The sequence below is a fragment of the Nostoc sp. genome (assembly GCF_036917355.1).
In the GTDB taxonomy this organism is placed as follows: domain Bacteria; phylum Cyanobacteriota; class Cyanobacteriia; order Cyanobacteriales; family Nostocaceae; genus Nostoc.
In genome coordinates this window covers 157,740-181,237 of sequence record NZ_JBALDP010000069.1, presented here as the reverse complement: position 1 = coordinate 181,237, position 23,498 = coordinate 157,740, and the positions used below count along the sequence as shown (strand labels likewise).

Genomic DNA, 23,498 nt, shown 5'->3' with positions numbered 1-23,498 from the left:
CCAATCAGGAAGTGGAAAATTACCAATTGGTAAGGACCGCCGTTGTACAACCACTCATCAAGAGAAGCTGCTTCCCAAATTGGGTAGAAGTGCAAGCCGATAGCGTTGGATGAAGGAACAACTGCACCGGAGATGATGTTGTTTCCGTAAATTAAGGAACCTGCTACTGGTTCGCGGATACCATCGATGTCTACTGGAGGAGCAGCGATGAAGGCGATTACGAAGCAAGCGGTAGCGGCTAGCAAGGTGGGGATCATTACTACGCCGAACCAACCGATGTAGATCCGGTTATTGGTGCTGGTGATCCATTCGCAGAATCGATCCCATACGTTGGCGCTTTCGCGACGTTGTAAGGTTGTTGTCATTGTTTTATAAATGCGATTATTTGCAGATGAATTAGGTAGGTTTGACTACCTGTTACACATCTTAAGGAATTTATTGCGTTTTGTAAAGTACTTTCAGAAAAAACTTTCTCTTGGGATTTACGCACCCACAGAAAATCCCCAAACCTTTGAAAAAGCGGGGACTTTGGATGATATCAATACTGTTCGGTTAAGCATTTTTAACTTGAAATTGGGTTTGGGGAAAAGGTTAAGGGGTAAAGGTTAAAGGTTTTTCTTTTCCCTTTTCCCCTTCCCCTTTTCCCCATAACCGAAAGGTATTGTGGATGATATCACTTTGGATTTTAGACTTCGGCTCCTTTCGACATCTCTACGAGATGCTACGCATTAGCGGAGCTTTCGCTTTAGCGATACGCTCAAGGTAAGTCGCTCAGTCGAACGATTTTGGATTGTGAAAAATCCACTTTATTCTTCAATTCGTTGCTGGCTGCTTGGATATAGACTCTATACCCACTTCTTGTAAAGGTGGACGCACAGATAAATAAACCAATGGGCCGAATAACGGTATCAAGGCTATTAACCAGAACAACTGCGGATTTTTCCAACCGCGACGCGCCATATCATCCCCCAGCAATGTGGGAAATAATAGGCAGAGTAAGCAAAAATCTAAACTCATCACATGGATGAAGCGGTTAGTTTGCCACTCTTGCACAAAACTGCCCCAATCTCCACCTCTTATGCCGTAGGTGACTAGAACAACCGTGGCTACTGTCAATACAAAACCAGTCACACGAGAATCTAGTAATTTGAGAAAAATATTCTTTTTACCGACAAACTGATTATTTGGTTCTCGTAGGGCTAAGTACGGCAACAATGCAAAAGCACCAACTCCGAAAGAGGCAGTAGCAAACAGCCAAGCAGGTATTTTTTGTCCTCTACCATCAATAAAGACTACTGCGCTGTAAATCAGAGGCCAGATGCCCATAAGGTTGAATAGTGCTATGACTAACGGGTTAATACCTTGCCACTGCCCAATAGAAAGGTTTTTAATTAACTCGAATGTACCAGGTTGCTCAGGAGGCGCGAGGAAAAAAGCATAGACAACAAATCCCAGCCACAGTAGACCAAAGGCAATTTTTCTAAGCATGAAAGATTTAAGTAGTATTAATTATTGATTTTGCCGTTATAAATCCGGCTATCTGCTTGCTATGTGGTATTGTTTGCTCGCCTAGAGGCGTAGCGGCTTGTTCCTAAAGATTAATCGCTAATTAAGGATTGAAATAACTGAAAGCTTCTGAAAGATAATCAGCAGCAGATGCTACTACTGCGATCGCACTTTCATAATCTAGACGCGTTGGCCCCAAAACTCCCACACTTCCTACGGGTATTGAACCTCGGCGATAGTTAGAAGAAATCAAGGTGCAGGTGCGTATCGGTTCTAATGGATTTTCTGCGCCAATGCGAACCGTTACTTTGGACTTACCACCATCCTCTGGTTCTGGTTCTTCAAATATTAATCGCCATAGTTGGTCTTGTTCTTCTTCCAGCAGGTGGATAATTGTTTGTACCTGCTGTAACTGGGAAAATTCTGGCTGGCGCAAGACTTCTGACACACCCCGAACCATAATTTGGGTTGCAGTCGGTGCAAGAGTGCGACGAGTCAATTCGGCAACTGAGTTTTTCAAAAATTCCCCGTAGCGTTGGAACTCCTGATCTAGTTCGCTCCAGTTAAGGTTGGCTAATTCCAACAGACTTCGCCCCCGCAAGTGGGTATTCAAAAAGTTAGAAACAATCTGTAACTCGCGATCGATTACCTCTGAATCCCGTTGGGTTTCTTCTGGTGTTGGCGACAAATCCATCAATTTGGAATGTGTCTCGTAACCATCAGTCACCACAATCAGCATGATCCGCCCAGCTTCAATTTGCACTAATTGCAGATGTCGCAATAACGCTGTAGTCGTTTGCGGCATAGTGATCAAGCTAATACAACCACTCAAGGTTGCTAAAATCTGCGCTGCTCCTTGTAGTAAGGTTTCTAAACTGCGATCTTCCCACTGGAGATGCTTTTGCAGTGCTATCTCTACTTCTCGCCCTAAAGTTTCTGTACCACTTTGTGGAAGCAAGCTACGCATAGCGTCTGTCTGCGATACGCTGCGCGAACGCAGAGAAGGTGTAATTAGCTGGTCAACATAAATGCGATAGCCTGAATCTGAAGGTACACGTCCAGCAGAGGCGTGTGGTTGGTAAAGTAATCCAGATTTTTCTAAAACACCCATTACATTGCGAATTGTCGCCGAGCTTACACCCAGATCGTACTCCTCAACCAAAGCCTTTGAACCAACTGGCTCTGCCGTAGCAATGTAGTGACGTACCGTTGCCCAAAGTATATGCTGTTGTCGATTTGTTAACTGAACTTCCATTATGGTATGTTTTGCTGAAGGCAAATTTTAATCAAACTCTCAAGAAATTTGTGGATTTAATCGAAAACAGAAAATATTAATAATTTATTAAGGTATCAAATTATATAACTATATTATGATAAGTATTTTTAAAGTTTATGTACAAAGCATTTTTTAAGATTAGGGTTGAACTAGTAGCTCGATTTTTTCGCAAAAACTGCTAGTTATAATGTACCCTTGCGATGCTTTTTTCTAACCGTACTTTTGCATAAATTTCTGCTTGCAACAGTATTATTAGATACGTATTCTCTTCAGCGGCTACTACCGAACTGTAATTTAGAGCAATCCAACATTTTTGTGCAGATGTACTTGATGCCCAAATTTCAAACTTTCCAGCAAGCCTCTAAATCGATCTACTTCTATTTTTAGCATAGCAAAAGTCAGATGGAAGAGTAAGTTCCATCTGAATGATGTATCCGAGCAGAAGCTAATACTGGGGAATTGAAGGGTCTACTAATTGGGAATAGGCATCAATACCACCCGAAATATTTTGCACATTTGTAAAACCTTGAGCAATCAACCACTGGCACATTTGGGCAGAGCGGATGCCGTGGTGGCATAATACCAAAGTTTCAGCTTCGGGATTGAAGAGGGTAGGTACTTGATCTCCCCATTCGGCAAATTGACTTAAAGGTAGGTTTACAAAGCCTTCAATGCTAGCGATCGCCAATTCTCCTGGTTCGCGCACATCTACTAGCTGAATACTTGAATCACTAGAAGAAAGACGTTGCGCCAGTTCTTCTACACTAATTTGGTTCATGGGTTGACTAAAAGAATTCCCGATAAACAGTCCTAATCTTATTTATGGTGGCAGAAAATCTCTGCCTTTGCATGAGTATCCATTCTCAAGAGGGTTGATTAATTCTGCTAGGCTTTCTGCTTAAATGGCTGTAAACCGTCTTTTTTAATAGGTTAAATGTGAATAGGCAACGTTCATTTATCGGTTTTATCGTCGCTGGGGCGATCGCATTGCTAGTAATTGCGATCGCAGGCTTTTACTGGTTTTTCGCTAAAAGTCCGGCTAACCTCATTGGTTCTAGCTCTGGGCCTGGTGCAGCCATATTCGTGTCGAAACTTTCTCCTGCAATGGTTTCATTATTGACGAATCCTGACCGTTTGCAGGCGTTGGAGCGCGAAGAGGAACTATCTAAACTCAAAACCAGTTTATTCGCCAAGAGTGGCATAGATTACAAACAAGACATTCAACCCTGGTTAGGGGACGAAATTACATTAGCGATCGCTACCTTAGATATCGATCGCGATCCAGAAAACGGACAGCAGCCAGGGTATCTGTTAGCGTTAGCAACCAAGCAACCGGAGAAAAGCCGCGAGTTTGTCGAATTGTTGTTTTCCAAACGAGCGTTATCTGGGGCAAACTTAGCTGTTGAACAATATAAAGGTGTAAAACTGATTTCTGACAATTCTCAACCAGAACAAGACTTGCTTGCTGGTGCTGTTGTCGGTGAAAACTTTGTGTTGTTTGCCAACGATCCAAAAGTACTACGAGATGCTATTAATAACGTCCAAGCGCCCGATCTGAATTTGACTAGCTCACCCGAATACCAAAAAGCTACCAAAGAACAGATCAAAGGAGGTTTAGCTGTAGCGTTCTTGAATCTTCCCATCGTGGCAAAATGGCAAGGGTTAGAGTTACCAGAACAACTTTATAACAGCCAAATTATATCCTTGGTGTTAAATCCTAAAGGATTGCTGGCAGAAACCACCTTTTTGACTTCATCAGAAATTGTCCCTCCATCTGCACCGTTATCTAAACCTGTGGGAGCATTGCAATATGTTCCAGCATCCGCAGGTTTAGCAATTTCCGGCTCGAATTTGAGTAACTTGGCTGACAGTGATTTAGCCAAACTCTGGAAACAAGCAACAGCAACTATATATGGTTCTGGGGAAGATGTGGTTTCTCGGTTAGCAAAACCTTTGGCGGATGTTCAAAAACGCTGGGGTATAAGCTTACCAGAGGATGTTTTTAGCTGGGTACAAGGAGAATATGCCATAGCATTGTTACCTGCGAAAAAGCAAACAACTTCACATTGGATTTTTGTGGTGGAAAAATCTGAGAGTGTGGAAAAAGGTGTTGCTCGATTAGATGCGATCGCCTCATCAAATGGACTCAGCATTAATCCCCTGACTATAGATCAGCAAAAAATCTCCGCTTGGACAGAGTTAACCACAGCGACAAAAAAAAGTGATGTCAAAGAAGGAGCATCTTTCAGCATTGAAACAAAAGTACAGGGATTGCATACAACTTTAGGAAATTACGAAATTTTCACGTCTGACTTAGAGACTATGGATGAAATTCTTACAACCAAGAATAATTCCATAATTGACAATGCTAATTTCAAAGATAGTATCGCTGCAATTCCCCTACCAAACCAAGGCTATATATATCTTGACTGGACAAAGAGCCAGAATTTGCTAGAGCGTCAAGTACCTGTTCTCAAGTTAGTGGAAGTTTTAGGGAAACCGTTTTTTAATAATCTGCGATCGCTCACAGTTAGTAGTTATGGAACTGACACGCGATCGCTCAAAGGTGGCGTTTTCTTCAAACTCCATAATTCGTGAGATTTTCACAGAAGCTTAAAGTACAGAAGGTAAAATAATTTTTTACCTTCTGTACTTTATTGCCTCATGATATTTACTTGTATTTCCTGTAGCATTTGCTAATTAATGGCTTCATTGCCAAAATGCTTCACTATCAACAGGTGCGATTTAATGCTGCTGTTTAGATCGAGAAACAACCTAGCAATTAGCTGTCCACTTTCCAAAACATTAACTGTGGCACATTTGAATGTGGCACAGTTAACTGAAATTTCACTGGATTTTTTTCACTAGAATATGTATATATCATCACTAATTTAAAAGCCTGTTGGAGGGCTACTATGAAATACTGTTGCCCCCGACTTCAGTTTCGCGGCGGTTGGCTGTTGGCTATATTTACCGCTATCACAGCTACCCCTGCCATAGCACAGACAGCAAACTTTGCCACTTTGAATTTATCAACAAACTTTGATCCAGCACAAGGAACAGTGCAGGGGTTTACAGGTGGTTCTTACTCATTGTCTGCCATAAGTAACCGCGATCGCGATCAAAAAGCCTGTATTGGTTTTGCCGATTCCAAACCAGATCACATTATGGTTTTGGAAAAGGACTTTTCCCAGCTAACAATCCAAATTGATAGCAACAACAACGACACCACTTTAATTATCCAAGGGCCAGATAAAACAACAATTCGTTGTGGTGATGACACTGGCAAAAGTAAAGATGCTAGCGTTAGCGATCGCGATTGGAAAAGGGGTACGTATCGAATTTGGGTAGGTACATTTAACCCTGGAGTCAAGCGGGATTATACTCTGAAAGTAGAGCAGCAGTGAATTGGGGAATGGGGAGTAGAGGAGAAGTTGTAGTAAGTTTTTCCCCTCTGCACCTCAGCCTCTTGTACCCAATCCCCAATTCTGATTCCCAATTTTTAGGTGTAACCTGAGAGGATAATATGGGAGAGTAGCTTGTTGTGCTTTCCGAGGGTGCTATCTCGTGCTATCTATACTGCGTGCTGACTTTCGTATCATATTTGAACGTGACCCAGCTGCCCGTAACTGGTTGGAAGTTTTATTTTGTTACCCTGGTTTGCAAGCCCTGTTATTCCATAGGCTGGCTCACTGGCTGTATAGTGTTGGTCTTCCCTTTATTCCGCGCCTGATTTCTCACTTGGCTCGGTTTTTGACTGGAATTGAAATCCACCCTGGTGCAACAATTGGGCAAAGTGTGTTTATTGACCACGGGATGGGTGTAGTAATTGGTGAAACTGCGATCGTGGGAGACTATGCTCTAATTTATCAAGGTGTCACCCTTGGGGGTACTGGTAAAGAATGTGGTAAACGCCATCCTACTGTGGGTGAAAACGTCGTAGTCGGAGCGGGAGCGAAGGTACTGGGCAATATCCAAATTGGCAATAATGTCCGTATTGGTGCTGGTTCTGTTGTTTTAAGAGATGTGCCTTCAGATTGTACTGTGGTAGGTGTGCCTGGGCGGATTATGTATCGTTCTGGGGTTAGGGTTTCTCCTCTTGAACACAATAACTTACCAGATTCAGAAGCTCAAGTAATTCGTGCTTTAGTAGACCGGATTGAAGCGTTGGAAGAACAAATACAAACTCTTCAGCGCACCAATTCTTCAGACAAAACTCCTGTTTTAGTAGGTTGTGTAGCTTCTAACCAAGCTGATTTATCCCAAGATGCTCCTGTGTGCAGCCTTAAAGATAAGGCAATACAGGAGTTTTTAGATGGTGCAGGTATTTAAAGAATTAATCTGCACTTCTGTGTAATTCTATTTAACTGTGACAAATCTAGGGCAATGACAAAAGAGCCACCTAGCAAAACTCATTTGCATCGTCAGAAGATACTAATAATTCTTCTAATGCTGATAAGTGGCTCTTTATTCTATTTACTATTAGTTCGGCTAGGATTGATGATGCCTGTGGGGCAAATTACTCAGGTATTGTGTTTTCAAGATTGTCAGCCTGAACCACAACTTCATACTCCCTTAGCCAAAGACGAATTATTGAATTACGACCAACCTCTTGAGCAATTAGTTACTACAGCCAATAACAATAAGAAAATTTCTCTTTTAATTGAAAAATCCAGACACAGACTAACCCTGTACTATGACCTAAAACCACTCAAGTCTTACCCTGTAGTTTTTGGTACTAATCCCGTTGGCGACAAACAAGCAGAGGGTGACAGCAAAACTCCAGAAGGTATTCTGCAAATCAAAGACCTTTATCCTCACCCACAATGGTCGAAGTTCCTATGGCTTGACTATCCCAATCCCCGATCTTGGCGAAAGTATTTTCAGGCAAAAGCTAGTGGTAAGTTACCTTGGCATATTCCTATTGGGGGCGAAGTTGGGATACATGGTGTCCCTGTGGGCAGAGATAACATGATTAGCGATCGCTATAATTGGACTTTGGGTTGCCCTTCCCTGAAAAACAAAGATGTAGATGAACTATATCAATGGGTACAAAAAGGTACAGTTGTCGAGATTCTTCCTTAATTTGAAAAGATTGTTCAAGGATTAATTTCTTCACAAAACCATTCTTGATTTTCATCACGCTGGTAAAACTTTCTATTTTGTGGTTCACCGCGTAATTCTAAATGATCGACCTGCACTGGATCGAGTAGCAGTAGACAAAAATTAGGCACTGGCTGCATAGGTTCGGGTGCTGGTGGTGCAAAAGCCTCTGGGGTCTGAACTCTGGGTTTACCAGGATGCGGCCAAGCAAACTGTAAACGCGCCGCATCACTTAATTCTTGCCACATGGCGATCCGGGCTGGCTGTAAAACCTGGTCAGAATCATCACCGCTTACCAGAATCAAACAACCAGTGATGCGGAATTGTTCTCGTGTATTGGGGAAGTACCAGCAAATTTCTGCCCAAGGTTGTTGCTGTATCTGATCGGCTTTGGCGCTACGATTATCAGTGATAAATTTTAGCTGGTTTGTATCTTCCAGAAAGCCGCGAAAGACTAGGGTACGATTGGCGGGGCGACCATTCGCTTGTAGCGTTGCTAGTTGCAGATAACGGGCATAAACAAGGCTGCGGTTGCGATGGAGTGCATGAGCGATCGCACCTCGCCAAGGAGCAAGAGACATATCAATTAAAAATTAAAAGTTAAAAATTAAAAATGAAGAAAGTCAGATTTAATCTGGGTTTCCAGGTTTGGGTCTGTTGTCTTATTTTAGACAATTGGTACAACACTAAGTAAATAATTTTGCAATCGTCTCTGTGTCTTTGCGTGAATATTATCCTCAATTCAACGCAGAATATACAGTATGTTGTATAAATTCGCAGATGAGCTATGGCAGAAATTCAAGTTGGAATTGAAGGGGAAGGCGCACCAGCCGCAGCCGAGGCTTTGCTAGAAATTCCTGGAATATCGGGAAGCTATGAAGTTCCGACGCAAAAAGAGGGAACTTTAGCGGCTGTTGCTACTATTATTGGCATTGTGGGTGGTGTTGCGGCTTTAGCTGAACAAATCCGCAAATGGTATCAGGAATGGCATAAATCTCATCCTGGGAAGCAATTTGATGTGGTAATTCTTGACCCTGATACTGGAAACAGGATTTTACTCGAAGAAGCTACTATAGAGGAAATCACGGAAATCCTCAAATCTATCAGCAAATAAGTGCAAACTATCCGCATTCAACTTCGGGAAAGTACGCAGGAAACAGTTGAACTCAGGTATTGGCTACCTCAAATAAAGCACTATGAATCACGTCGCCTGAAATTAGCAGAAATCGCTGATTTCCTCCAGCAGGGCGATCGCGATTATTATAGACTGCTGCCCAATTTACCAGGAATCGGGCAGCAGTTATTTTTTTGGTTGGATGGCGATGGACGGTGGTTGAGTCGGGGAATTGCTAACTGTCGCGGTGAAGGGTTGGTAATTGCTATTGATACCGATCAAAAATTGGCACATCTACCTTGGGAAGTGCTGCATGATGATGAGAATTTTTTGGTGAAGCGGGTTAATCCAGTGGTGTTACCTCTGCGCTGGATTGAGAAAGAAACGGAAGGGTTTTCTGTGGAACCACGACAATTGCGAGTATTGTTTATGGCAACCGACCCGGAAGATGTGCAACCAAAGTTAGAGTTTGAACAGGAAGAGGCGAGAATTCTGGCTGATACGCGAGATTTTGCTGTAGATTTGCGGGTGGAAGAAAGCGGTTGCGTTAGCGAGTTGGGTAAGGTGTGGAGTCGCTATTTGAATGACTTTGATGTGTTTCACCTCACAGGACACGCATCAATTAAAGATGAAGCACCTTATACGCCTTACTTTATCACTGAGACGGAAATTGGCGATCGCCACGAAACCACAGCCGCAGAACTGGCGGAAGTCTTCCGGTTTCGCTTTCCCAAGTTGGTGTTTTTATCTGGGTGTCGAACTGGACAAGCAGCAGATAAAGGGGCTGTCCCTTCAATGGCTGAGGCACTTATTGCACAAGGGGCGAGGGCGGTTTTAAGTTGGGGGCGGTCTGTGGAAGATCGGACAGCTACAGCCACCGCCGCGCACCTCTACGGGAAATTGGCAGCCGGATATCAATTAGCTGAAGCACTCGCTAGCACTTACCAGCAGTTGTTTAAACAGAAAGTGCGGGACTGGCATTTGTTGCGGTTATATGTCCAGGGAAAATGTCCCGGTGCGTTGGTGGAAGTGTTGGGAGATGTGCCACCCTCAGCGCCGGAACCTGCTTATCAACAGTTTTTAGATCCCGATACCCAACTGGTGCGGGTGGCGAAACCCTCTGAGTTTGTTGGCAGACGGCGGACTTTGCAACGTTGTCTCAAAGAAATTCGCACTTCATTAGGGGTACTAATTCACGGACTGGGGGGTGTGGGTAAGAGTACTGTGACGGCGCGACTTCTGGAAAGGATGGTTGGCTATCACAGGCTGGTGAACTTTCGGCAACTGGATGAGGACAAACTGCTCAAAACCCTTGCTGAACAATGTACCTCGGAACGAGGGCATGAAATTCTCAATGGCAATTTACCGTTGATGCAGCGCCTCACCAAGTTTTTCACTGAAGGACTAAATACCAAAGAACAGCGCTTTGCCTTTGTGCTGGATGACTTTGAGGCTAATTTGGATTTACGAAATGGGGTTTATGTCTTGCAACCACAAGTTGTGGATGTACTGCTGGCGTTGCTGAAGGCGATGCAAAATTCCCAACTTCCCCACAAGGTAATTATTACCTGTCGCTACAATTTCACATTGTCGGAACTTAATCATCGTCTGTACCGCGAACCTCTGGGGGCTTTGGGTGGGGCAGATTTAATTAAAAAGTATAATCGTCTGGATTCGTTTAATGGCAGTTGGCAATTTCAGCCAGATTTGCCGGAACGTGCCAAAAAAGCAGCAGATGGAAATCCTCGGCTGTTGGAATGGTTAGATAAGATTTTGCAAAATTCCCCGAAGTCGCCAGAAGCGGAGAGGGGAGTTGAGATGATTCTGCAAAAGATGGCAGATAAGGAAAAGGAATTTCGTGAGGATATTTTGGCACAGGTATTGCTGAAGCAGCAAACTCCAGCTTTGCGTCAAATGCTGGGGAAGTTGTTGGTGTATGAGTTACCTGTTCCTCTAGCTGCTATTTCTCCGATTTGTGAGGATATCTCAAGTTGGGAAAGTCATATTCAACGCGCTGAAATTTTGGGTTTGTTGGAAGTTACCCTCACCAACAACACAGAGAGGTTGTATCGTGTTCCCCGGATTTTGTCACCGTTGCTAGAGTTTCCAGAAAACCCCAAGGGTGAAGAGTTGTATAAACAAGCTGCACAAATTTTGTATCGGCTATGGGAAGAGGCGGAAAGTTCTACGGAAGCACGAAGGTTAGAAATTCATCGCTTGGCGTTATTGGGGAAGGATGAAAAAATTGCGGCTAAAATAGCCTTCTCCACAGCACATATCTGGAAAAATCAAAGCCGTTTTCGGGAATCAGTGCAACTGTGCAAATCTACTCTAGAACTTACCAAAGACTATCGTGTTTTACATGCGATAGCTCGCTCTCAAGCAGAACTCGGTGAAGTTGAACAAGCACAGCAGTATTATCAGCAAGCGCTTGAATTTTGTTTACAAACAGACGAAACAGAAAAAGCTGCAATAATTCATAACCTAGCAAGTATTTACGCCAACAAAGGGGAAGTGGATGAAGCGATCACACTCTACAATCAGTCTTTGGAAATAAATGAACGCATTGGTAATATCCAAGGCAAAGCGTCGACGTTGCACGAACTGGGACGTATCTACAACAATAAAGGGGAAGTAGAGCAAGCGATCGCACTCTACAATCAGTCTTTGGAAATAAATGAACGCATTGGAAATTTCCAAACCAAAGCGGCGACGTTGCACCAACTGGCAGGTATCTACACCAACAAAGGGGAAGTTGATCAAGCGATCGCACTATTCAACCAGTCTTTGGAAATATTTGAACGCATTGGAAATTTCCAAAACAAAGCGGCGACGTTGCACCAACTGGCAGGTATCTACGCCAACAAAGGGAAAGTTGATCAAGCGATCGCACTCTACAATCAGTCTTTGGAAATAACAGAACGCATTGGTAATATCCAAGGCAAAGCAGCGACGTTGCACTGTCTGGGAAATCTCTACGCCGATAAAGGGGAAGTTTATGAAGCGATCGCACTCTACAATCAGTCTTTGAAAATAGAAGAAGGCATTGGTAATGTCCAAGGGAAAGCGGCTACATTGCACTCTCTGGGAATGATTTACGCCAACAAAGGGGGAGTTGATGAAGCGATCGCACTATTCAACCAGTCTTTGGAAATATTTGAACGCATTAGTAATGTCAAAGGCAAAGCGGCGACGTTGCACCAACTGGGACGTATCTATACCACTAAAGGGGAAGTTGAACACGCGATTGCACTCTACAATCAGTCTTTGGAAATAACTGAACGCATTGGAAATGTCCAAACCAAAGCGGTGACATTGCACGAACTGGCAGATATATACGCCAACAAAGGCGAAGTAGATCAAGCGATCGCACTATTCAACCAGTCTTTGGAAATATATGAACGCATTGGAGATGTCCAAGGCAAAGCGACGACGTTGTACAACCTGGGAATTCTCTACGCCAATAAAGGGGAAGTAGATCAAGCGATCGCACTCTACAATCAGTCTTTGGAAATAACTGAACGCATTGGAGATGTCCAAGGCAAAGCGACGACGTTGCACGAACTGGCAGATATATACGCCAACAAAGGCGAAGTAGATCAAGCGATCGCACTCTACAATCAGTCTTTGGAAATAAATGAACGCATTGGAAATGTCCAAAATAAAACGGCGACGTTGCACCAACTGGCAGGTATCTACGCCGACAAAGGAGAAGTGGAGCAAGCAATCACACTTTTCAATCAGTCTTTGGAAATAAATGAACGCATTGAAGATGTCCAAGGCAAAGCAATAACTCTGTGGTGCTTAGGACATTTGGCAGAACAGCAGGGTAAATACACTAAAGCGATATCCTATTTGCAACCAGCTTTAGAGATTTTGCAGCGATTAAAGTCACCTTATGCTGAAGGTGTGCGTGCAAGTCTTGATAGGGTGATGGGTAATTCGTAATTCGTAATTCGTAATTACTGAAAGATTTTTGTCTCATGCAAAGGCGCAGAGAAGAACGCGAGAGTGTGATTTAAGTAAATGAAAACTGCTGTAATGAGTCTTTAATACTCGTGAGCGAGTCTTTTATCCTCGTGGACGAGCCTTTTATACTCGTGGACGAGTCTTTTATACTCGTGGATGAGTCTTTGATACTCGTGAATGAGTCTTTTATACTCGCTGACGAGTCTTTTATCCTCGTGAATGAGTCTTTTATCCTCGTGAATGAGTCTTTTATCCTCGTGAATGAGTCTTTTATCCTCGTGAATGAGTCTTTTATCCTCGTGAATGAGTCTTTGATACTCGTGAATGAGTCGTTTTATACTCGCGGACGAGTCTTTGATGTTCGTGGACGAGTCTTTGATACTCGTGAATGAGTCTTTGAACTCCATTAATGAACCTCAGAGCTTCGTTGATGAACCTCGGAGCTTCATTTGTGAACCTCGCAATGTTGTTCGGTTAAGGGAAAAGACGCGATAAATCGCCGTCTCTACAATAATCATTCCTTTGTAGAGACAGCGATTTATCGCGTCTTCGTGATTATGGGATTTATTTCATTAATGAATTTTGACAGCAATTCAGGTGAGAGAATCAGGATCTATGCCGAGCGATCGCAACCGTTCTGCTAATAATTGAGTGCGTCGTTGGGCAAGTTGAGCTTCTTGTTTTGCTTGTTGAGCTTCTTGTTGAGCAAGTTTTTTGCCTTCTTCTGGTGTTAAAAACCGTTGCCCTTGCTGGTTATACCAATACATCCACTCGCGTGGAATGCCTAAATACGTTCCTCGTTCGATACCAATTCCTAAAGCTATTTCTGGCAACCAAACTGGATTACCATCATGTAATTCATAAACATTGTTAACTAATTTGTAAACTTCTAAACGTGGCTTACGGCGACGAAATGGGTTGTAAACTACATAATACAAAAATCCCAATCTTGCATACTCTGCTTTCTTAGTCGAGTACTCACCGCGATATGTTTTAGATACCACTTCCAGCGCTAATATCGGTAGTTTCTTCTCTTCCCAAAGTACGTAACTGGGGCGGAGGTTTTCATCATAAAATCGCTCAACGCCCAGACTCAAAAACCCATCTGGGACTATTGGCGGTAAGTCTGGGTCATAATAAATACCCATATCTACGCCAAAAAACCAATCCATGCGCTCTGGCCAAGCCATTGCCAGAAGCGCTTTGAGTAAACCGGGAATCAAATCTTGTAATTCATTATCCACTGGCGTATCGTCAGAGTCTGGCAGTTCCTCTGATGAAGGCAAACAAGCTAATGGATTGTACTCTAGCATGATGGGTTTACTCTTCCTCAGTTATTAGTACATCTTTATTTTATTAATGAATTTTGAGAGCAATTCAGCACATCCTAATTTTATTTGCAAACATCGAGAGTATCAGATCCCCGACTTCTTAAAGAAGTCGGGGATCTTTTGCTCGTATTAGTTCTCCACTTGTTTGAGTTTTTGAAAAATTTCATCAAGTGGCGACTCAGATTCATCAGGACAAAATTCTAAAGCAAGTCGAACTTTTCCTTTTTTCCATCCCAAAGTACTAAATTGTAAAACTTCACAATTTAATCCTTGGGTATACAAATTTACTTCATCTGTTTCTTCTGCTCCAACATATTCCTTAATTGCTGTAATCAAATCGCGGACTTTAAAAGTTTTAGCAATATTTAACTTATTAAATGTGTCTGGTTCTATAGACACAACTTCATCGTGATTTAGTCTCTCGAATCCATCTTCCATAAAAATCTCCTGTCAATAAATCTATATTTTCAGAGATATAACAGTTCGTCCGAAATAAAATGATGATTTTATAGATTTAGTGCTGGTCAAATAAAAATTTAGTAATAATTTGATGTCTGGTAAATTAGCCTATAATTCTCGCGTTACCCCTCCCCAAAACATCGGCTACGATGTACACACATCTTGGTAATGAAGTGCAAACCCTGGGTTTACCCCCCTTAATCCCCCCTTGCAAAGCTACGGTATATACACAAGTCTCAAGTAGTTGATGAATGCGGATTTTACCCCACCCTAACCCTCCCCTTGCAAAGGGGAGGGGACTAGATTTTCTTGTTTCCCCCCTTGGCAAGGGGGGATTAAGGGGGGTAATTCGACTTGTGTATACACCGTAGCCTTGCAAAGGGGGGAAATATCCGGTTCTCCCCCTTTGCAAGGGGGAGTTAGAGGGGGTGAGAAGGACTTGTGTGTACACCGTAGGGAGAGTTAGAGGGGGTGAAAAGGACTTATCGTAGCCTTAGCAAGGGGCGGGTGGGGCAGTTTTATTTAAACGGTTCTTAGAAAAACCAACCGTAAGAATGCAAACCTTTACCCAAAAGATTTACACCGAGATAGCAAACCCAAACTACAAGCAAGCCGGCAGAGGCTAAAATTGCGGGACGACGCCCTTGCCAACCGCGAGTAATTCTGGCATGAAGGTAGGCGGCGAACACTAACCAAGTGATTAATGCCCAAGTTTCTTTCGGGTCCCAACTCCAGTAAGAACCCCAGGCTTCGTTAGCCCAAACCCCACCGGCAATAATGCCAATTGTCAGCAGGGGAAATCCTAATCCGATGATCCGATAGCTGATGTTGTCGAGGGTTTCGGCAAGGCTAAGGCGCTGGGGTGAAAGAAGTTCAGTAGATGCAACGGCTGGAGATTCAGGGGTAGTTACTAAATTCAAAACGGCAGTGTTACCGTTACCGTTGCCGTTGCTACTAGTTTCAAAACGAGAAAAGCCGTTATTTTCGGCAGAAGGGGCTGATGGTTGAGAAATTAGTTCAGTGGCTTTGTGCAAGCGGTAGCCGTTGCTGCGATAGCCACCAGTACCAACAGAACTGCCTTGTAGTTGGATGTTTTGACCGCGAGTAACTATTAAGAAAGCGATCGCTAATAATGAACCCACCATCAAAGCAGAATAACTCAACATCATGACGCTGACATGCATCATCAACCAATTTGACTTCAAGGCAGGTACTAGGGGTTCTGACGCTTGCATCTGTGATGGTAGTGTCATCGTAGCAAAAGCAGTAATAGCCATTGCCACTGGAGCTGTTGCAACTCCTACCAAGCGGCTACGGCTACTATTTTCAGCAATGAGATGGACTGCGGTAATTCCCCAAGTTAAGAAAAACAGAGATTCATAGAGATTACTTAAGGGAAAGTAACCAGCTTCGATCCATCGTGCCCCTAGTAGAGTCGCAATGCACAAATTGGCGATCGCCATCCCAGCTGTCCCCAAAGCGGCTAGATAAGGCAGATTCGGAAAAGCCGCTCCTCCCCAATACACCAGCATTGTCAGGAATAATATGGCAAAGGACGCATTGTCCAGCCAGTTCTGGAGTACAACCAAATTCATAAAGTCTTCTCTCCGTGGATGATTTAAAATATCGATTCTGACTGTTTTGATCCTATATGTTTAGAGGGGGATCGGGAATGTGGCATTGGGCAATTCAATTTTGGCTTTTGGATTTTGGATTAAATTTCAATCTAAACCAAACTCTAAAATTCTTACTTCCCGTTCCCCACTCCTTATCTAACAGAGTTATTCTTACTCCCTTCTGGACTAGGCAATGTAGTCGCATTAGTAACTTTTTTAAGTTCGATAAAAATATCGTAACGGTTACTGCGATTGTCGCTGACGGCAGATGTCATCCCAATTGAGCGCGTTGCATCTAGCAAAGTTTGTTGATTGGGAATTAGAGTTGGTAAAGGGAAATTTTTCACAGTTCGTTCCACATCCAGGAAAAATTGACCATTTGTCGGATTGGGTTCTGTAGGAACTGTTTGTTGGAAGGGAAGAGTACTAGCTAGTGTGTAGTTAGGCTTGGGAACAATTTTATCCGCGATCGGAGCGCCCACTATCAAAAAGGCGACATCTCCATCTAACCAACCGTGAGTAGCAGTTAACGTACCATAAGGTGACACCCAGTTAACAACGGATTGACCTGCAACTTTCCCAGATTGCACTTGAAACTGGTATTGATTTTTCATGACTTCATCCAGCTTACTGATGGATGCTTCAGCGGATTTGCGTAGACTTTGCCCACTGTAGGCATCGCTTGCTTGTACCATAAACAGTAAACCCGCACGAAAATCATTTGGTGAACCTTCTTTTGGAGTAGCAGGAATTACTGATAATGAAAACTCCCCTTTCATCCAACTAAGCAAATCCTTCTCCAAATCAAGATCGGTAAGAGATTTTATCCCACCTCTAATCTGTTCTGGTGCGATCGGTGATAAAGGATTTCCTTGAGATGTTAAAACATAGTCTCTCCACAACCTCTGTAAGTTACCACCAGTAAGCATCATTAAGGTTTCTGCTGGTATGCGGCTTTGCATTTTCCCAGCTTTGTTTTCCACCGCCAGCACACGTTGACTATTAGGGTTTAACCAAGAAACGCCTTTAAAGCGGATTCCTTCTGACTCTAAAGTCATTGTCCCCGCTAAACCTTGGTTATTTTGTAGTTGAGCCAAAACTTGAGCCGGTAAAGGGCGATTTGGAGAAGCTGCGGCTATTTTGGCTGCTGTTGGTACATTTACATAAAATTGTGCGAAGGGTTGGTAGTTGGCAATTTTCGGGAAATTCTCAGTAAAACCCCCTGTTGTGGCTAGGGATGTTTTATTTTTGTAAGCATCGATCGCTCGTTCTGTGGCTTTGGGACTATCAGTGATGACTACAAAACGCCCATCTAGTAATGCAGCCGAGAAGTTTTGCCCTGCTTGTCCTTCACTTTGTTTAATGGCGATCCCTTGATAAGTACGGTCAATCCATTTGCCTTGTTTAAGGGTTTTGGGTTGTGCCAAAATGCTTTTGGCGATTTCTGGGTTTTTTACTGGCAATACCATTACCATCGACTGCTGATCGCTAGCAGCATCTTCATTGGTGGTAACTGGTTTGGGTGCAGGTTTATTCCCTATTGTTGGGGCAAGAATTGCGATCGCAATGTCATTGCCTACCCAAGGAGCGATATCTTTTTGAAAGTCGTAACCATTATTAGTCAGAAAGCGATCGCGTAACTGGACTAAATTCTTGTCCAGTTCTGTTTGGGTTTCTTTTGTCCCAAACTGCCGCAATTTCTGCCACTGCTGGGGATCTGTTGTTAAAGAAACCGCAAACAGGGCATCACCAGGAATAATATTTGCACCTACTAGCAAATCGCTAGAAGATATTTGTCTCTGGGCTAACAACCAGTAAGCTACACTCCCCGCGCCAATCAATAACCCAGCAGCCGAGAGCGTCAGCACCAGAGACGGTTTCTTATTTTTCTTCATCTGAACAGACACAAGAGGCGGTGCCATTGAAACCTGTACCTTATACTTGCAAACTTATTACTTGCTTGATTAGTCAAGTACACCAACAGTATTACCCATTCTTTAAAGCAGTTAATTATATTAAATTTTTCTACCCTAGATGCTGATGGTACATCGATAATCAACTTTCCCTAGTCTTTTAAAAGCTATGTTTTTGGCTCAGTTACCATTTTTAACACGCTTTGTTGAATTTCGTAGGACGTTTCCCTGAGATTAATTCCTCTGTCGGAAAGTTTCCACAAGTAAATCTGTTATCGGAACTTAAACACTTTGGAGGCAGAAACAAGCCTCAAAGCGATGTAGGGCAAGGGAAATACACTAAATACTCAAAAACAGTCCAAACCCAGATATATCAAGAAACTAAGTAAAACGATGTCCAAAACTTTCTGTACACAGGTTTGAGGCTCTTTTTTTTATATTTTTTATCTAAATCCCACTATTGCTTTCCTGTCAAGGCATTAATGCCTCTTGCCATCTCAAAATAAGCGAACGTACAGACATAACTAACTGGACAAAGCTGCAAGCCAATTTGAGCTACTTGTCTTTGCTCGGTAGCGATCGCCCACCTATACTTGCAACTCAAATCCAGGTAGTATATCCTCTCCAGAAAAAATCGCTGGCATTTGTACAACTTCTACAGCTTTTAAAAGTCGGTAAATTTCAACCTGGCGATCTTGAGGATTAATCAGCCAACCCAAGCGCAGACCATTTTTGATGTATTCCTGCATTTTCTCTTGAATCGGTGCAAGGCGATCTGTCTCCGAACGCAGTTCAATCACAAAGTCGGGTACAAGTGGCGGAAATTTTTTTCGTTGTTCTGGTGTTAAAGCTTCCCATCGCTCCAATTTTACCCAAGCAGCATCAGGAGAACGTTTTGCACCGTTGGGAAGTATAAAGATAGTTGAAGAACTAAAAACTTTCCCTAATTTAGCTTGACGATTCCAAATTTCTAAATCAGCAATCAGTCCAGCTTCCTGATTTCCACTTTCTCCTCCTACTGGTGGCACAATTATTAATTCTCCAGATGCGTTCATTTCCAGGCTTACATCACGATTGGCAATACACAATTGATAAAATTGCTCATCGGTTAAATGAGCAATCGGTTCTAGATTTAGCACAATAGTATTCATTAAACCTTTCCTCGCGTCTTTCTTGCTAACATCAGTAGGAAATTATTGCTTGTTGGAAGATTTATTGAGGTGTAATTTGTAGCCCTTCAAATAATGAATCTTCTAAACTATCAGTATCGCGTTTAGTTTAGTGATATCACCTTCGGGAAGTGTGAGAAATTCTTTGAGGGTGAGTTGGGTTTTGAGTTGAATTATAGTTGATCTTGGGGAATGACTCTATTTTAAAGAGGATGCGATCGCACAACAATGGCAAACCATCACCGAAAACTCATTAGTTTAACGGCACTACTACCAGAAGCTATCGCTGCAACAATAATTCAACGTTCCTTTGATAATTTCATTGGATGATTTCAGCTACTTAGTTTTACTCGATAGCGATCGGACTACATCATGGCTTCTTACTGATTTTTGGAATTTAATTGCATAGCCCCCAAATATTTGGTCAAATAAGGTGAAAAAACTTCATAAATTAATGTCAGTGGCTGCCCATGATGCCAAAACAAGTAGTGGCGACCCCAAAAAGGCCCAGTTACACCAAAACCGGACTCTAGTGCCAATGAGTCACCGTAGTAAATTCCTCGAACATCCCGATACAATTCTGTACGAAGACGAGCTAAACTTGCCCAAATTGGTAATGAACGATTTTGTAAGTACTCATCGACATGACTGGCTTCCCACCAGGAAGTAGCATAGGCTAATCTTTGACCAGAAGCGGTACGCAGCCAAACTTGTCGCCGTAATCGCGGTTCTGGGACAGCTTGGATTAACTCAGGAGCAGCATCCAAGTCAATGCCAATCAATGACATATCAATAACATCTACTTCTACAGGCTCACCTGTGAGCAATTCTAAGTGACGTGTTGGAGAGCCGTCACCCAAAAGCATCAGTTGCCATGCAGGTGCTAGCTGAGTGTGAGGTAAACTTTGTTGAATTATTTCCTCCCCTCCTTGCCAAATCGGAGTGAGGCGATGCCAAGCTGGTGGCAGTGTTAGGTTGTTTGTCGGCGGAAAAGAAATAGTCAATGCTTTTTACAAAACTTCACCTATTTCTATAAAAGCATAAAAAACTAGTACTTTGACAAGGCAATGCTTAATATATAGTAACCACTGAGTGGTTCCGAAAAGGACTAAAGTCTTCACTACAAACTTAATATTTAAGGGTCAATAGTCTAAGGTTTTTTGACCTATGACTATTGACCCTATGTTTAAATAAGCAAAAATGCGGGTGGGGAGACTCGAACTCCCAAGGCAAAGCCACACGCACCTCAAGCGTGCGCGTATACCAATTCCGCCACATCCGCATGATTTGTCTAAGAATAGACTATAGCATAAGAAAATAATTATAGTAAGGTGATATCTAAATTCAGTTGCTCAAAAATATAAATTTTTTCAAGGCGGTATCAGACTGACAGAAATTTAGCAGCTGTACAAGGGATATTGAAAAGGGTAGAGCTACTGTGTGTGTTTGGCGGGGTGCGATCGCGTATCCGTCTGCTGTAGGCGATGTTTACGACGGGCTATGACGCTACGCGATCGCTATCGGCGTCGCAAAAGCCCAACTTGGTAGTCTAGCCAAGACTTACAGCAGCAATGTTGTTAGTGTAGTAAGACCCGTAGAGGCAGCAAGCCTGCAATATGCAAGTTTGCTTAGGATCAGGGTGGCGAATCTCCTGCAATAATTTGAAATAATGCGGAAGCGTTGTTTCAAGTTGGATCGGAGAAAATGTCAATCTACTGGTAATGATATCGAAACTAAAAAATGAAGTTTGACAAAATATTAATTGCCAATCGGGGAGAAATCGCCCTTCGCATTCTCCGCGCCTGTGAAGAAATGGGAATTGCCACAGTTGCGGTTCACTCCACCGTTGACCGTAATGCTCTGCACGTCCAACTTGCTGATGAAGCGGTTTGCATTGGCGAACCCGCTAGCAGTAAAAGTTATTTGAATATTCCCAATATTATTGCTGCTGCACTGACGCGCAATGCGACTGCCATTCATCCAGGCTATGGTTTTTTGGCAGAAAATGCCCGGTTTGCAGAAATCTGTGCCGACCATCATATTGCTTTTATTGGCCCAACTCCAGAAGCTATGAGACGGATGGGCGATAAATCCACTGCCAAAGAAACCATGCAAAAAGCTGGAGTACCGACGGTACCGGGTACTGAGGGATTGGTAGAATCCGAGCAAGAAGGATTAGGATTCGCCAAGGATATCGGCTATCCAGTAATGATCAAAGCTACAGCAGGTGGCGGTGGACGGGGTATGCGCCTAGTTCGTTCAGAAGACGAATTTGTGAAACTTTTTCTCGCAGCCCAAGGCGAAGCAGGAGCAGCTTTTGGGAATTCTGGCGTTTACATAGAAAAATTTATTGAACGTCCCCGCCACATCGAATTTCAAATTTTGGCGGATAACTACGGTAATGTCATCCACTTGGGTGAACGAGATTGTTCAATTCAGCGCCGGAATCAAAAGCTGTTAGAAGAAGCTCCTAGTCCGGCTCTCGACCAAGACCTACGTGAGAAAATGGGACAAGCTGCTGTCAAAGCTGCCCAATTCATTAACTACAGTGGGGCTGGTACTATTGAGTTTCTCTTGGATAGATCCGGTAAATTCTACTTTATGGAAATGAACACCCGGATTCAAGTAGAACACCCTGTAACAGAGATGATTACTGGGATAGACTTGGTTGCCGAACAAATTCGCATTGCCCAAGGTGAAAGACTCAAGCTAACCCAAGACCAAGTAGTATTACGAGGTCATGCGATCGAATGCCGAATCAACGCCGAAGATCCCGATCATGACTTTCGCCCTTCTCCTGGACGGATCAGTAGCTATCTGCCCCCCGGAGGGCCTGGCGTGCGGATTGATTCCCACGTTTACACAGATTACCAAATCCCGCCCTACTACGATTCCTTAATCGGCAAGTTAATCGTTTGGGCACCAGACCGACCCACTGCGATTAACCGGATGAAACGCGCACTGAGAGAATGTGCCATCACTGGGCTACCTACCACCATTGGGTTTCATCAAAAAATTATGGAAACTCCACAGTTTTTACAGGGTAACGTTTATACAAATTTTGTGCAGGAAATGAACGGTTAGGGGAGTGGGAAGGTTACAGGGTATAGGTTACAGGGGGCAGGGTTATAACCTGTAACCTGTCCCTTGTAACCTGTACCCTAATTAACACGAGATAGCATAGTCAGCAATCCTTGTTGACCTAGTAAGATTTCTCGCAGGAGACTAAAGATACCAACCCAAATAATAGGTGTAATGTCTACCCCGCCTATAGGTTGCACCAGCTTTCGCAATGGGATTAAAAATGGCTCAGTGGGCCAAGCTATTAAATTAAACGGCAAACGATTCAGATCCACTTGCGGATACCAAGTGAGAATGATACGAAATATAAATAAGAATGTCATCACCCCTAACACAGGGCCAAGAATCCAAGCAGTCAGGTTAACACCAGTCATCGGTTTCAGGTACTATCTATCTGTAAAGAAAGAAAAAACTTAGGCAACGGCTATGTGCATTTTGCAACGCCGATTAGCCCATCGTAGACATCACTAACAAGTTTTAAGCTTTGTAAAGCACTCCGATCATCATTTTAACTAAATGCTGTCACTTCCTTCTGAAATAGAAAAGTGAACTCGCCCACGTGGTTAACTCAACAAATGGTGAAAGCAGTTACCAAGTTTAGCAGTTCAGAGTTAGAGGCTTCTCAAGAAAGTAATACACTATTAAAATTAGGATGAACTGTGTAAAAAAAGGTTGAGAAGTATGACGCCTTCTTTAGCAAATTTTCTTTGGAGTCTGCTATGGGGTACAGCAATTGTTGTAATACCCGTTACAGTTGGTCTAATTTTCATTAGCCAAAAAGATAAAATACAGCGTTCATAATGCTTATGAGAGTTAATTTAACTCTCATAATCGATTGGCTGTCAGCTATCTACATTTGTTTCATCAAAAGCGGCATAAACTGCGGCTGGTGGCAGTTATAGATGACAGACATAGGTGTTTTTACTTTTCGGTGGACAGCTTCAGAGCTTCTTTGCCAGAG

At 43.0% G+C, this 23,498-nt stretch carries 21 protein-coding genes, 1 tRNA gene and 1 pseudogene; 10 read left to right on the top strand and 13 right to left on the bottom strand.

The window, feature by feature from the left end; translation table 11 throughout:
• Positions 1 to 365, bottom strand: a pseudogene (locus V7K53_RS22785) (photosystem II q(b) protein); the annotation flags it as partial.
• 10 nt (positions 366 to 375) lie between these two features.
• On the opposite strand from V7K53_RS22785, the gene V7K53_RS22780 reads away from it, so the two are divergent.
• Complete coding sequence (locus tag V7K53_RS22780; protein ID WP_335199819.1) at positions 376 to 609, top strand: hypothetical protein; 234 nt, start codon at positions 376 to 378, stop codon at positions 607 to 609.
• A gap of 204 nt (positions 610 to 813) precedes the next feature.
• Here V7K53_RS22780 and V7K53_RS22775 read toward each other — a convergent pair whose 3' ends face one another.
• The 3 genes from V7K53_RS22775 to V7K53_RS22765 all read right to left on the bottom strand — a co-directional run bounded on the left by V7K53_RS22775 (position 814) and on the right by V7K53_RS22765 (position 3,560).
• Complete coding sequence (locus tag V7K53_RS22775; RefSeq protein ID WP_335199818.1) at positions 814 to 1,488, bottom strand: DUF2834 domain-containing protein; 675 nt, start codon at positions 1,486 to 1,488, stop codon at positions 814 to 816.
• 121 nt (positions 1,489 to 1,609) lie between these two features.
• Positions 1,610 to 2,761, bottom strand: coding sequence for a heat-inducible transcriptional repressor HrcA (hrcA, locus tag V7K53_RS22770; protein WP_335199817.1), 1,152 nt, complete (start codon positions 2,759 to 2,761; stop codon positions 1,610 to 1,612).
• 466 nt (positions 2,762 to 3,227) lie between these two features.
• A complete protein-coding gene (locus tag V7K53_RS22765) occupies positions 3,228 to 3,560 on the bottom strand; it encodes a rhodanese-like domain-containing protein (RefSeq protein ID WP_335199816.1) in 333 nt (110 codons plus the stop codon).
• A 158-nt stretch (positions 3,561 to 3,718) separates the two neighbouring features.
• Between V7K53_RS22765 and V7K53_RS22760 the strand changes: the two genes are divergently transcribed.
• The 4 genes from V7K53_RS22760 (at position 3,719) to V7K53_RS22745 (ending at position 7,867) form a co-directional block, all read left to right on the top strand.
• On the top strand, positions 3,719 to 5,380 hold the full coding sequence (locus V7K53_RS22760) for a DUF3352 domain-containing protein (RefSeq protein WP_335199815.1): 1,662 nt from the start codon (positions 3,719 to 3,721) through the stop codon (positions 5,378 to 5,380).
• A 317-nt stretch (positions 5,381 to 5,697) separates the two neighbouring features.
• Positions 5,698 to 6,189, top strand: a complete 492-nt coding sequence (locus tag V7K53_RS22755) for a hypothetical protein (RefSeq protein WP_335199814.1) — start codon at positions 5,698 to 5,700, stop codon at positions 6,187 to 6,189.
• Positions 6,190 to 6,349: 160 nt separating this feature from the next.
• Entirely contained in the window at positions 6,350 to 7,114 is a 765-nt protein-coding gene (gene cysE, locus V7K53_RS22750; protein ID WP_335199813.1) for a serine O-acetyltransferase, read from the top strand.
• A gap of 54 nt (positions 7,115 to 7,168) precedes the next feature.
• On the top strand, positions 7,169 to 7,867 hold the full coding sequence (locus V7K53_RS22745) for a L,D-transpeptidase family protein (protein WP_335199811.1): 699 nt from the start codon (positions 7,169 to 7,171) through the stop codon (positions 7,865 to 7,867).
• Positions 7,868 to 7,881: 14 nt separating this feature from the next.
• Here V7K53_RS22745 and V7K53_RS22740 read toward each other — a convergent pair whose 3' ends face one another.
• The gene (locus tag V7K53_RS22740) at positions 7,882 to 8,466 is read right to left on the bottom strand and encodes an Npun_F5749 family FMN-dependent PPOX-type flavoprotein (RefSeq protein ID WP_335199809.1); all 585 of its coding nucleotides are present in this window, start codon (positions 8,464 to 8,466) and stop codon (positions 7,882 to 7,884) included.
• Between the two features lie 206 nt (positions 8,467 to 8,672).
• Between V7K53_RS22740 and V7K53_RS22735 the strand changes: the two genes are divergently transcribed.
• From V7K53_RS22735 to V7K53_RS22725, 3 genes are all read left to right on the top strand, one after another.
• Complete coding sequence (locus V7K53_RS22735) at positions 8,673 to 8,999, top strand: hypothetical protein (protein WP_335199808.1); 327 nt, start codon at positions 8,673 to 8,675, stop codon at positions 8,997 to 8,999.
• On the top strand, positions 9,000 to 12,947 hold the full coding sequence (locus V7K53_RS22730; protein ID WP_335199807.1) for a tetratricopeptide repeat protein: 3,948 nt from the start codon (positions 9,000 to 9,002) through the stop codon (positions 12,945 to 12,947).
• 110 nt (positions 12,948 to 13,057) lie between these two features.
• Positions 13,058 to 13,360 carry a hypothetical protein gene (locus V7K53_RS22725; RefSeq protein ID WP_335199806.1) on the top strand — a complete coding sequence of 101 codons (303 nt, stop codon included), beginning with the start codon at positions 13,058 to 13,060 and terminating at the stop codon, positions 13,358 to 13,360.
• Positions 13,361 to 13,561: 201 nt separating this feature from the next.
• On the opposite strand, the gene V7K53_RS22720 is transcribed toward V7K53_RS22725, so the two are convergent.
• The 7 genes from V7K53_RS22720 to V7K53_RS22685 all read right to left on the bottom strand — a co-directional run bounded on the left by V7K53_RS22720 (position 13,562) and on the right by V7K53_RS22685 (position 20,738).
• Positions 13,562 to 14,281, bottom strand: a complete 720-nt coding sequence (locus V7K53_RS22720) for a Uma2 family endonuclease (protein WP_335199805.1) — start codon at positions 14,279 to 14,281, stop codon at positions 13,562 to 13,564.
• 147 nt (positions 14,282 to 14,428) lie between these two features.
• A complete protein-coding gene (locus V7K53_RS22715; protein WP_094350095.1) occupies positions 14,429 to 14,737 on the bottom strand; it encodes a KGK domain-containing protein in 309 nt (102 codons plus the stop codon).
• A gap of 554 nt (positions 14,738 to 15,291) precedes the next feature.
• Positions 15,292 to 16,353, bottom strand: a complete 1,062-nt coding sequence (gene ccsB, locus V7K53_RS22710) for a c-type cytochrome biogenesis protein CcsB (protein WP_335199804.1) — start codon at positions 16,351 to 16,353, stop codon at positions 15,292 to 15,294.
• 173 nt (positions 16,354 to 16,526) lie between these two features.
• On the bottom strand, positions 16,527 to 18,296 hold the full coding sequence (locus V7K53_RS22705) for a DUF3352 domain-containing protein (RefSeq protein ID WP_335199803.1): 1,770 nt from the start codon (positions 18,294 to 18,296) through the stop codon (positions 16,527 to 16,529).
• 578 nt (positions 18,297 to 18,874) lie between these two features.
• The gene (locus tag V7K53_RS22700) at positions 18,875 to 19,438 is read right to left on the bottom strand and encodes a Uma2 family endonuclease (protein WP_335199802.1); all 564 of its coding nucleotides are present in this window, start codon (positions 19,436 to 19,438) and stop codon (positions 18,875 to 18,877) included.
• Positions 19,439 to 19,836: 398 nt separating this feature from the next.
• Positions 19,837 to 20,460: a chorismate lyase gene (locus V7K53_RS22690; protein WP_335199801.1), complete on the bottom strand. Its 624-nt coding sequence runs from the start codon at positions 20,458 to 20,460 to the stop codon at positions 19,837 to 19,839.
• Between the two features lie 197 nt (positions 20,461 to 20,657).
• Positions 20,658 to 20,738 (bottom strand) — tRNA-Leu (locus V7K53_RS22685).
• Positions 20,739 to 21,196: 458 nt separating this feature from the next.
• Here V7K53_RS22685 and accC point away from each other — a divergent pair.
• Positions 21,197 to 22,540, top strand: coding sequence for an acetyl-CoA carboxylase biotin carboxylase subunit (accC, locus tag V7K53_RS22680; protein ID WP_335157530.1), 1,344 nt, complete (start codon positions 21,197 to 21,199; stop codon positions 22,538 to 22,540).
• A 77-nt stretch (positions 22,541 to 22,617) separates the two neighbouring features.
• Here accC and V7K53_RS22675 read toward each other — a convergent pair whose 3' ends face one another.
• A complete protein-coding gene (locus V7K53_RS22675; RefSeq protein WP_094350101.1) occupies positions 22,618 to 22,911 on the bottom strand; it encodes a YggT family protein in 294 nt (97 codons plus the stop codon).
• 307 nt (positions 22,912 to 23,218) lie between these two features.
• Between V7K53_RS22675 and psbX the strand changes: the two genes are divergently transcribed.
• Complete coding sequence (psbX, locus tag V7K53_RS22670; protein WP_012412183.1) at positions 23,219 to 23,338, top strand: photosystem II reaction center X protein; 120 nt, start codon at positions 23,219 to 23,221, stop codon at positions 23,336 to 23,338.
• The last annotated feature ends 160 nt before the right edge of the window (positions 23,339 to 23,498 follow it).

Coding starts and splice junctions, on each gene's coding strand:
- V7K53_RS22780 (WP_335199819.1), top strand. CDS start 376: ATGCGATTATTTGCAGATGAATTAGGTAGGTTTGACTACCTGTTACAC.
- V7K53_RS22775 (WP_335199818.1), bottom strand. CDS start 1,488: ATGCTTAGAAAAATTGCCTTTGGTCTACTGTGGCTGGGATTTGTTGTC.
- hrcA (WP_335199817.1), bottom strand. CDS start 2,761: ATGGAAGTTCAGTTAACAAATCGACAACAGCATATACTTTGGGCAACG.
- V7K53_RS22765 (WP_335199816.1), bottom strand. CDS start 3,560: ATGAACCAAATTAGTGTAGAAGAACTGGCGCAACGTCTTTCTTCTAGT.
- V7K53_RS22755 (WP_335199814.1), top strand. CDS start 5,698: ATGAAATACTGTTGCCCCCGACTTCAGTTTCGCGGCGGTTGGCTGTTG.
- V7K53_RS22745 (WP_335199811.1), top strand. CDS start 7,169: ATGACAAAAGAGCCACCTAGCAAAACTCATTTGCATCGTCAGAAGATA.
- V7K53_RS22740 (WP_335199809.1), bottom strand. CDS start 8,466: ATGTCTCTTGCTCCTTGGCGAGGTGCGATCGCTCATGCACTCCATCGC.
- V7K53_RS22735 (WP_335199808.1), top strand. CDS start 8,673: ATGGCAGAAATTCAAGTTGGAATTGAAGGGGAAGGCGCACCAGCCGCA.
- V7K53_RS22720 (WP_335199805.1), bottom strand. CDS start 14,281: ATGCTAGAGTACAATCCATTAGCTTGTTTGCCTTCATCAGAGGAACTG.
- V7K53_RS22715 (WP_094350095.1), bottom strand. CDS start 14,737: ATGGAAGATGGATTCGAGAGACTAAATCACGATGAAGTTGTGTCTATA.
- ccsB (WP_335199804.1), bottom strand. CDS start 16,353: ATGAATTTGGTTGTACTCCAGAACTGGCTGGACAATGCGTCCTTTGCC.
- V7K53_RS22705 (WP_335199803.1), bottom strand. CDS start 18,296: ATGGCACCGCCTCTTGTGTCTGTTCAGATGAAGAAAAATAAGAAACCG.
- V7K53_RS22700 (WP_335199802.1), bottom strand. CDS start 19,438: ATGAATACTATTGTGCTAAATCTAGAACCGATTGCTCATTTAACCGAT.
- accC (WP_335157530.1), top strand. CDS start 21,197: ATGAAGTTTGACAAAATATTAATTGCCAATCGGGGAGAAATCGCCCTT.
- V7K53_RS22675 (WP_094350101.1), bottom strand. CDS start 22,911: ATGACTGGTGTTAACCTGACTGCTTGGATTCTTGGCCCTGTGTTAGGG.
- psbX (WP_012412183.1), top strand. CDS start 23,219: ATGACGCCTTCTTTAGCAAATTTTCTTTGGAGTCTGCTATGGGGTACA.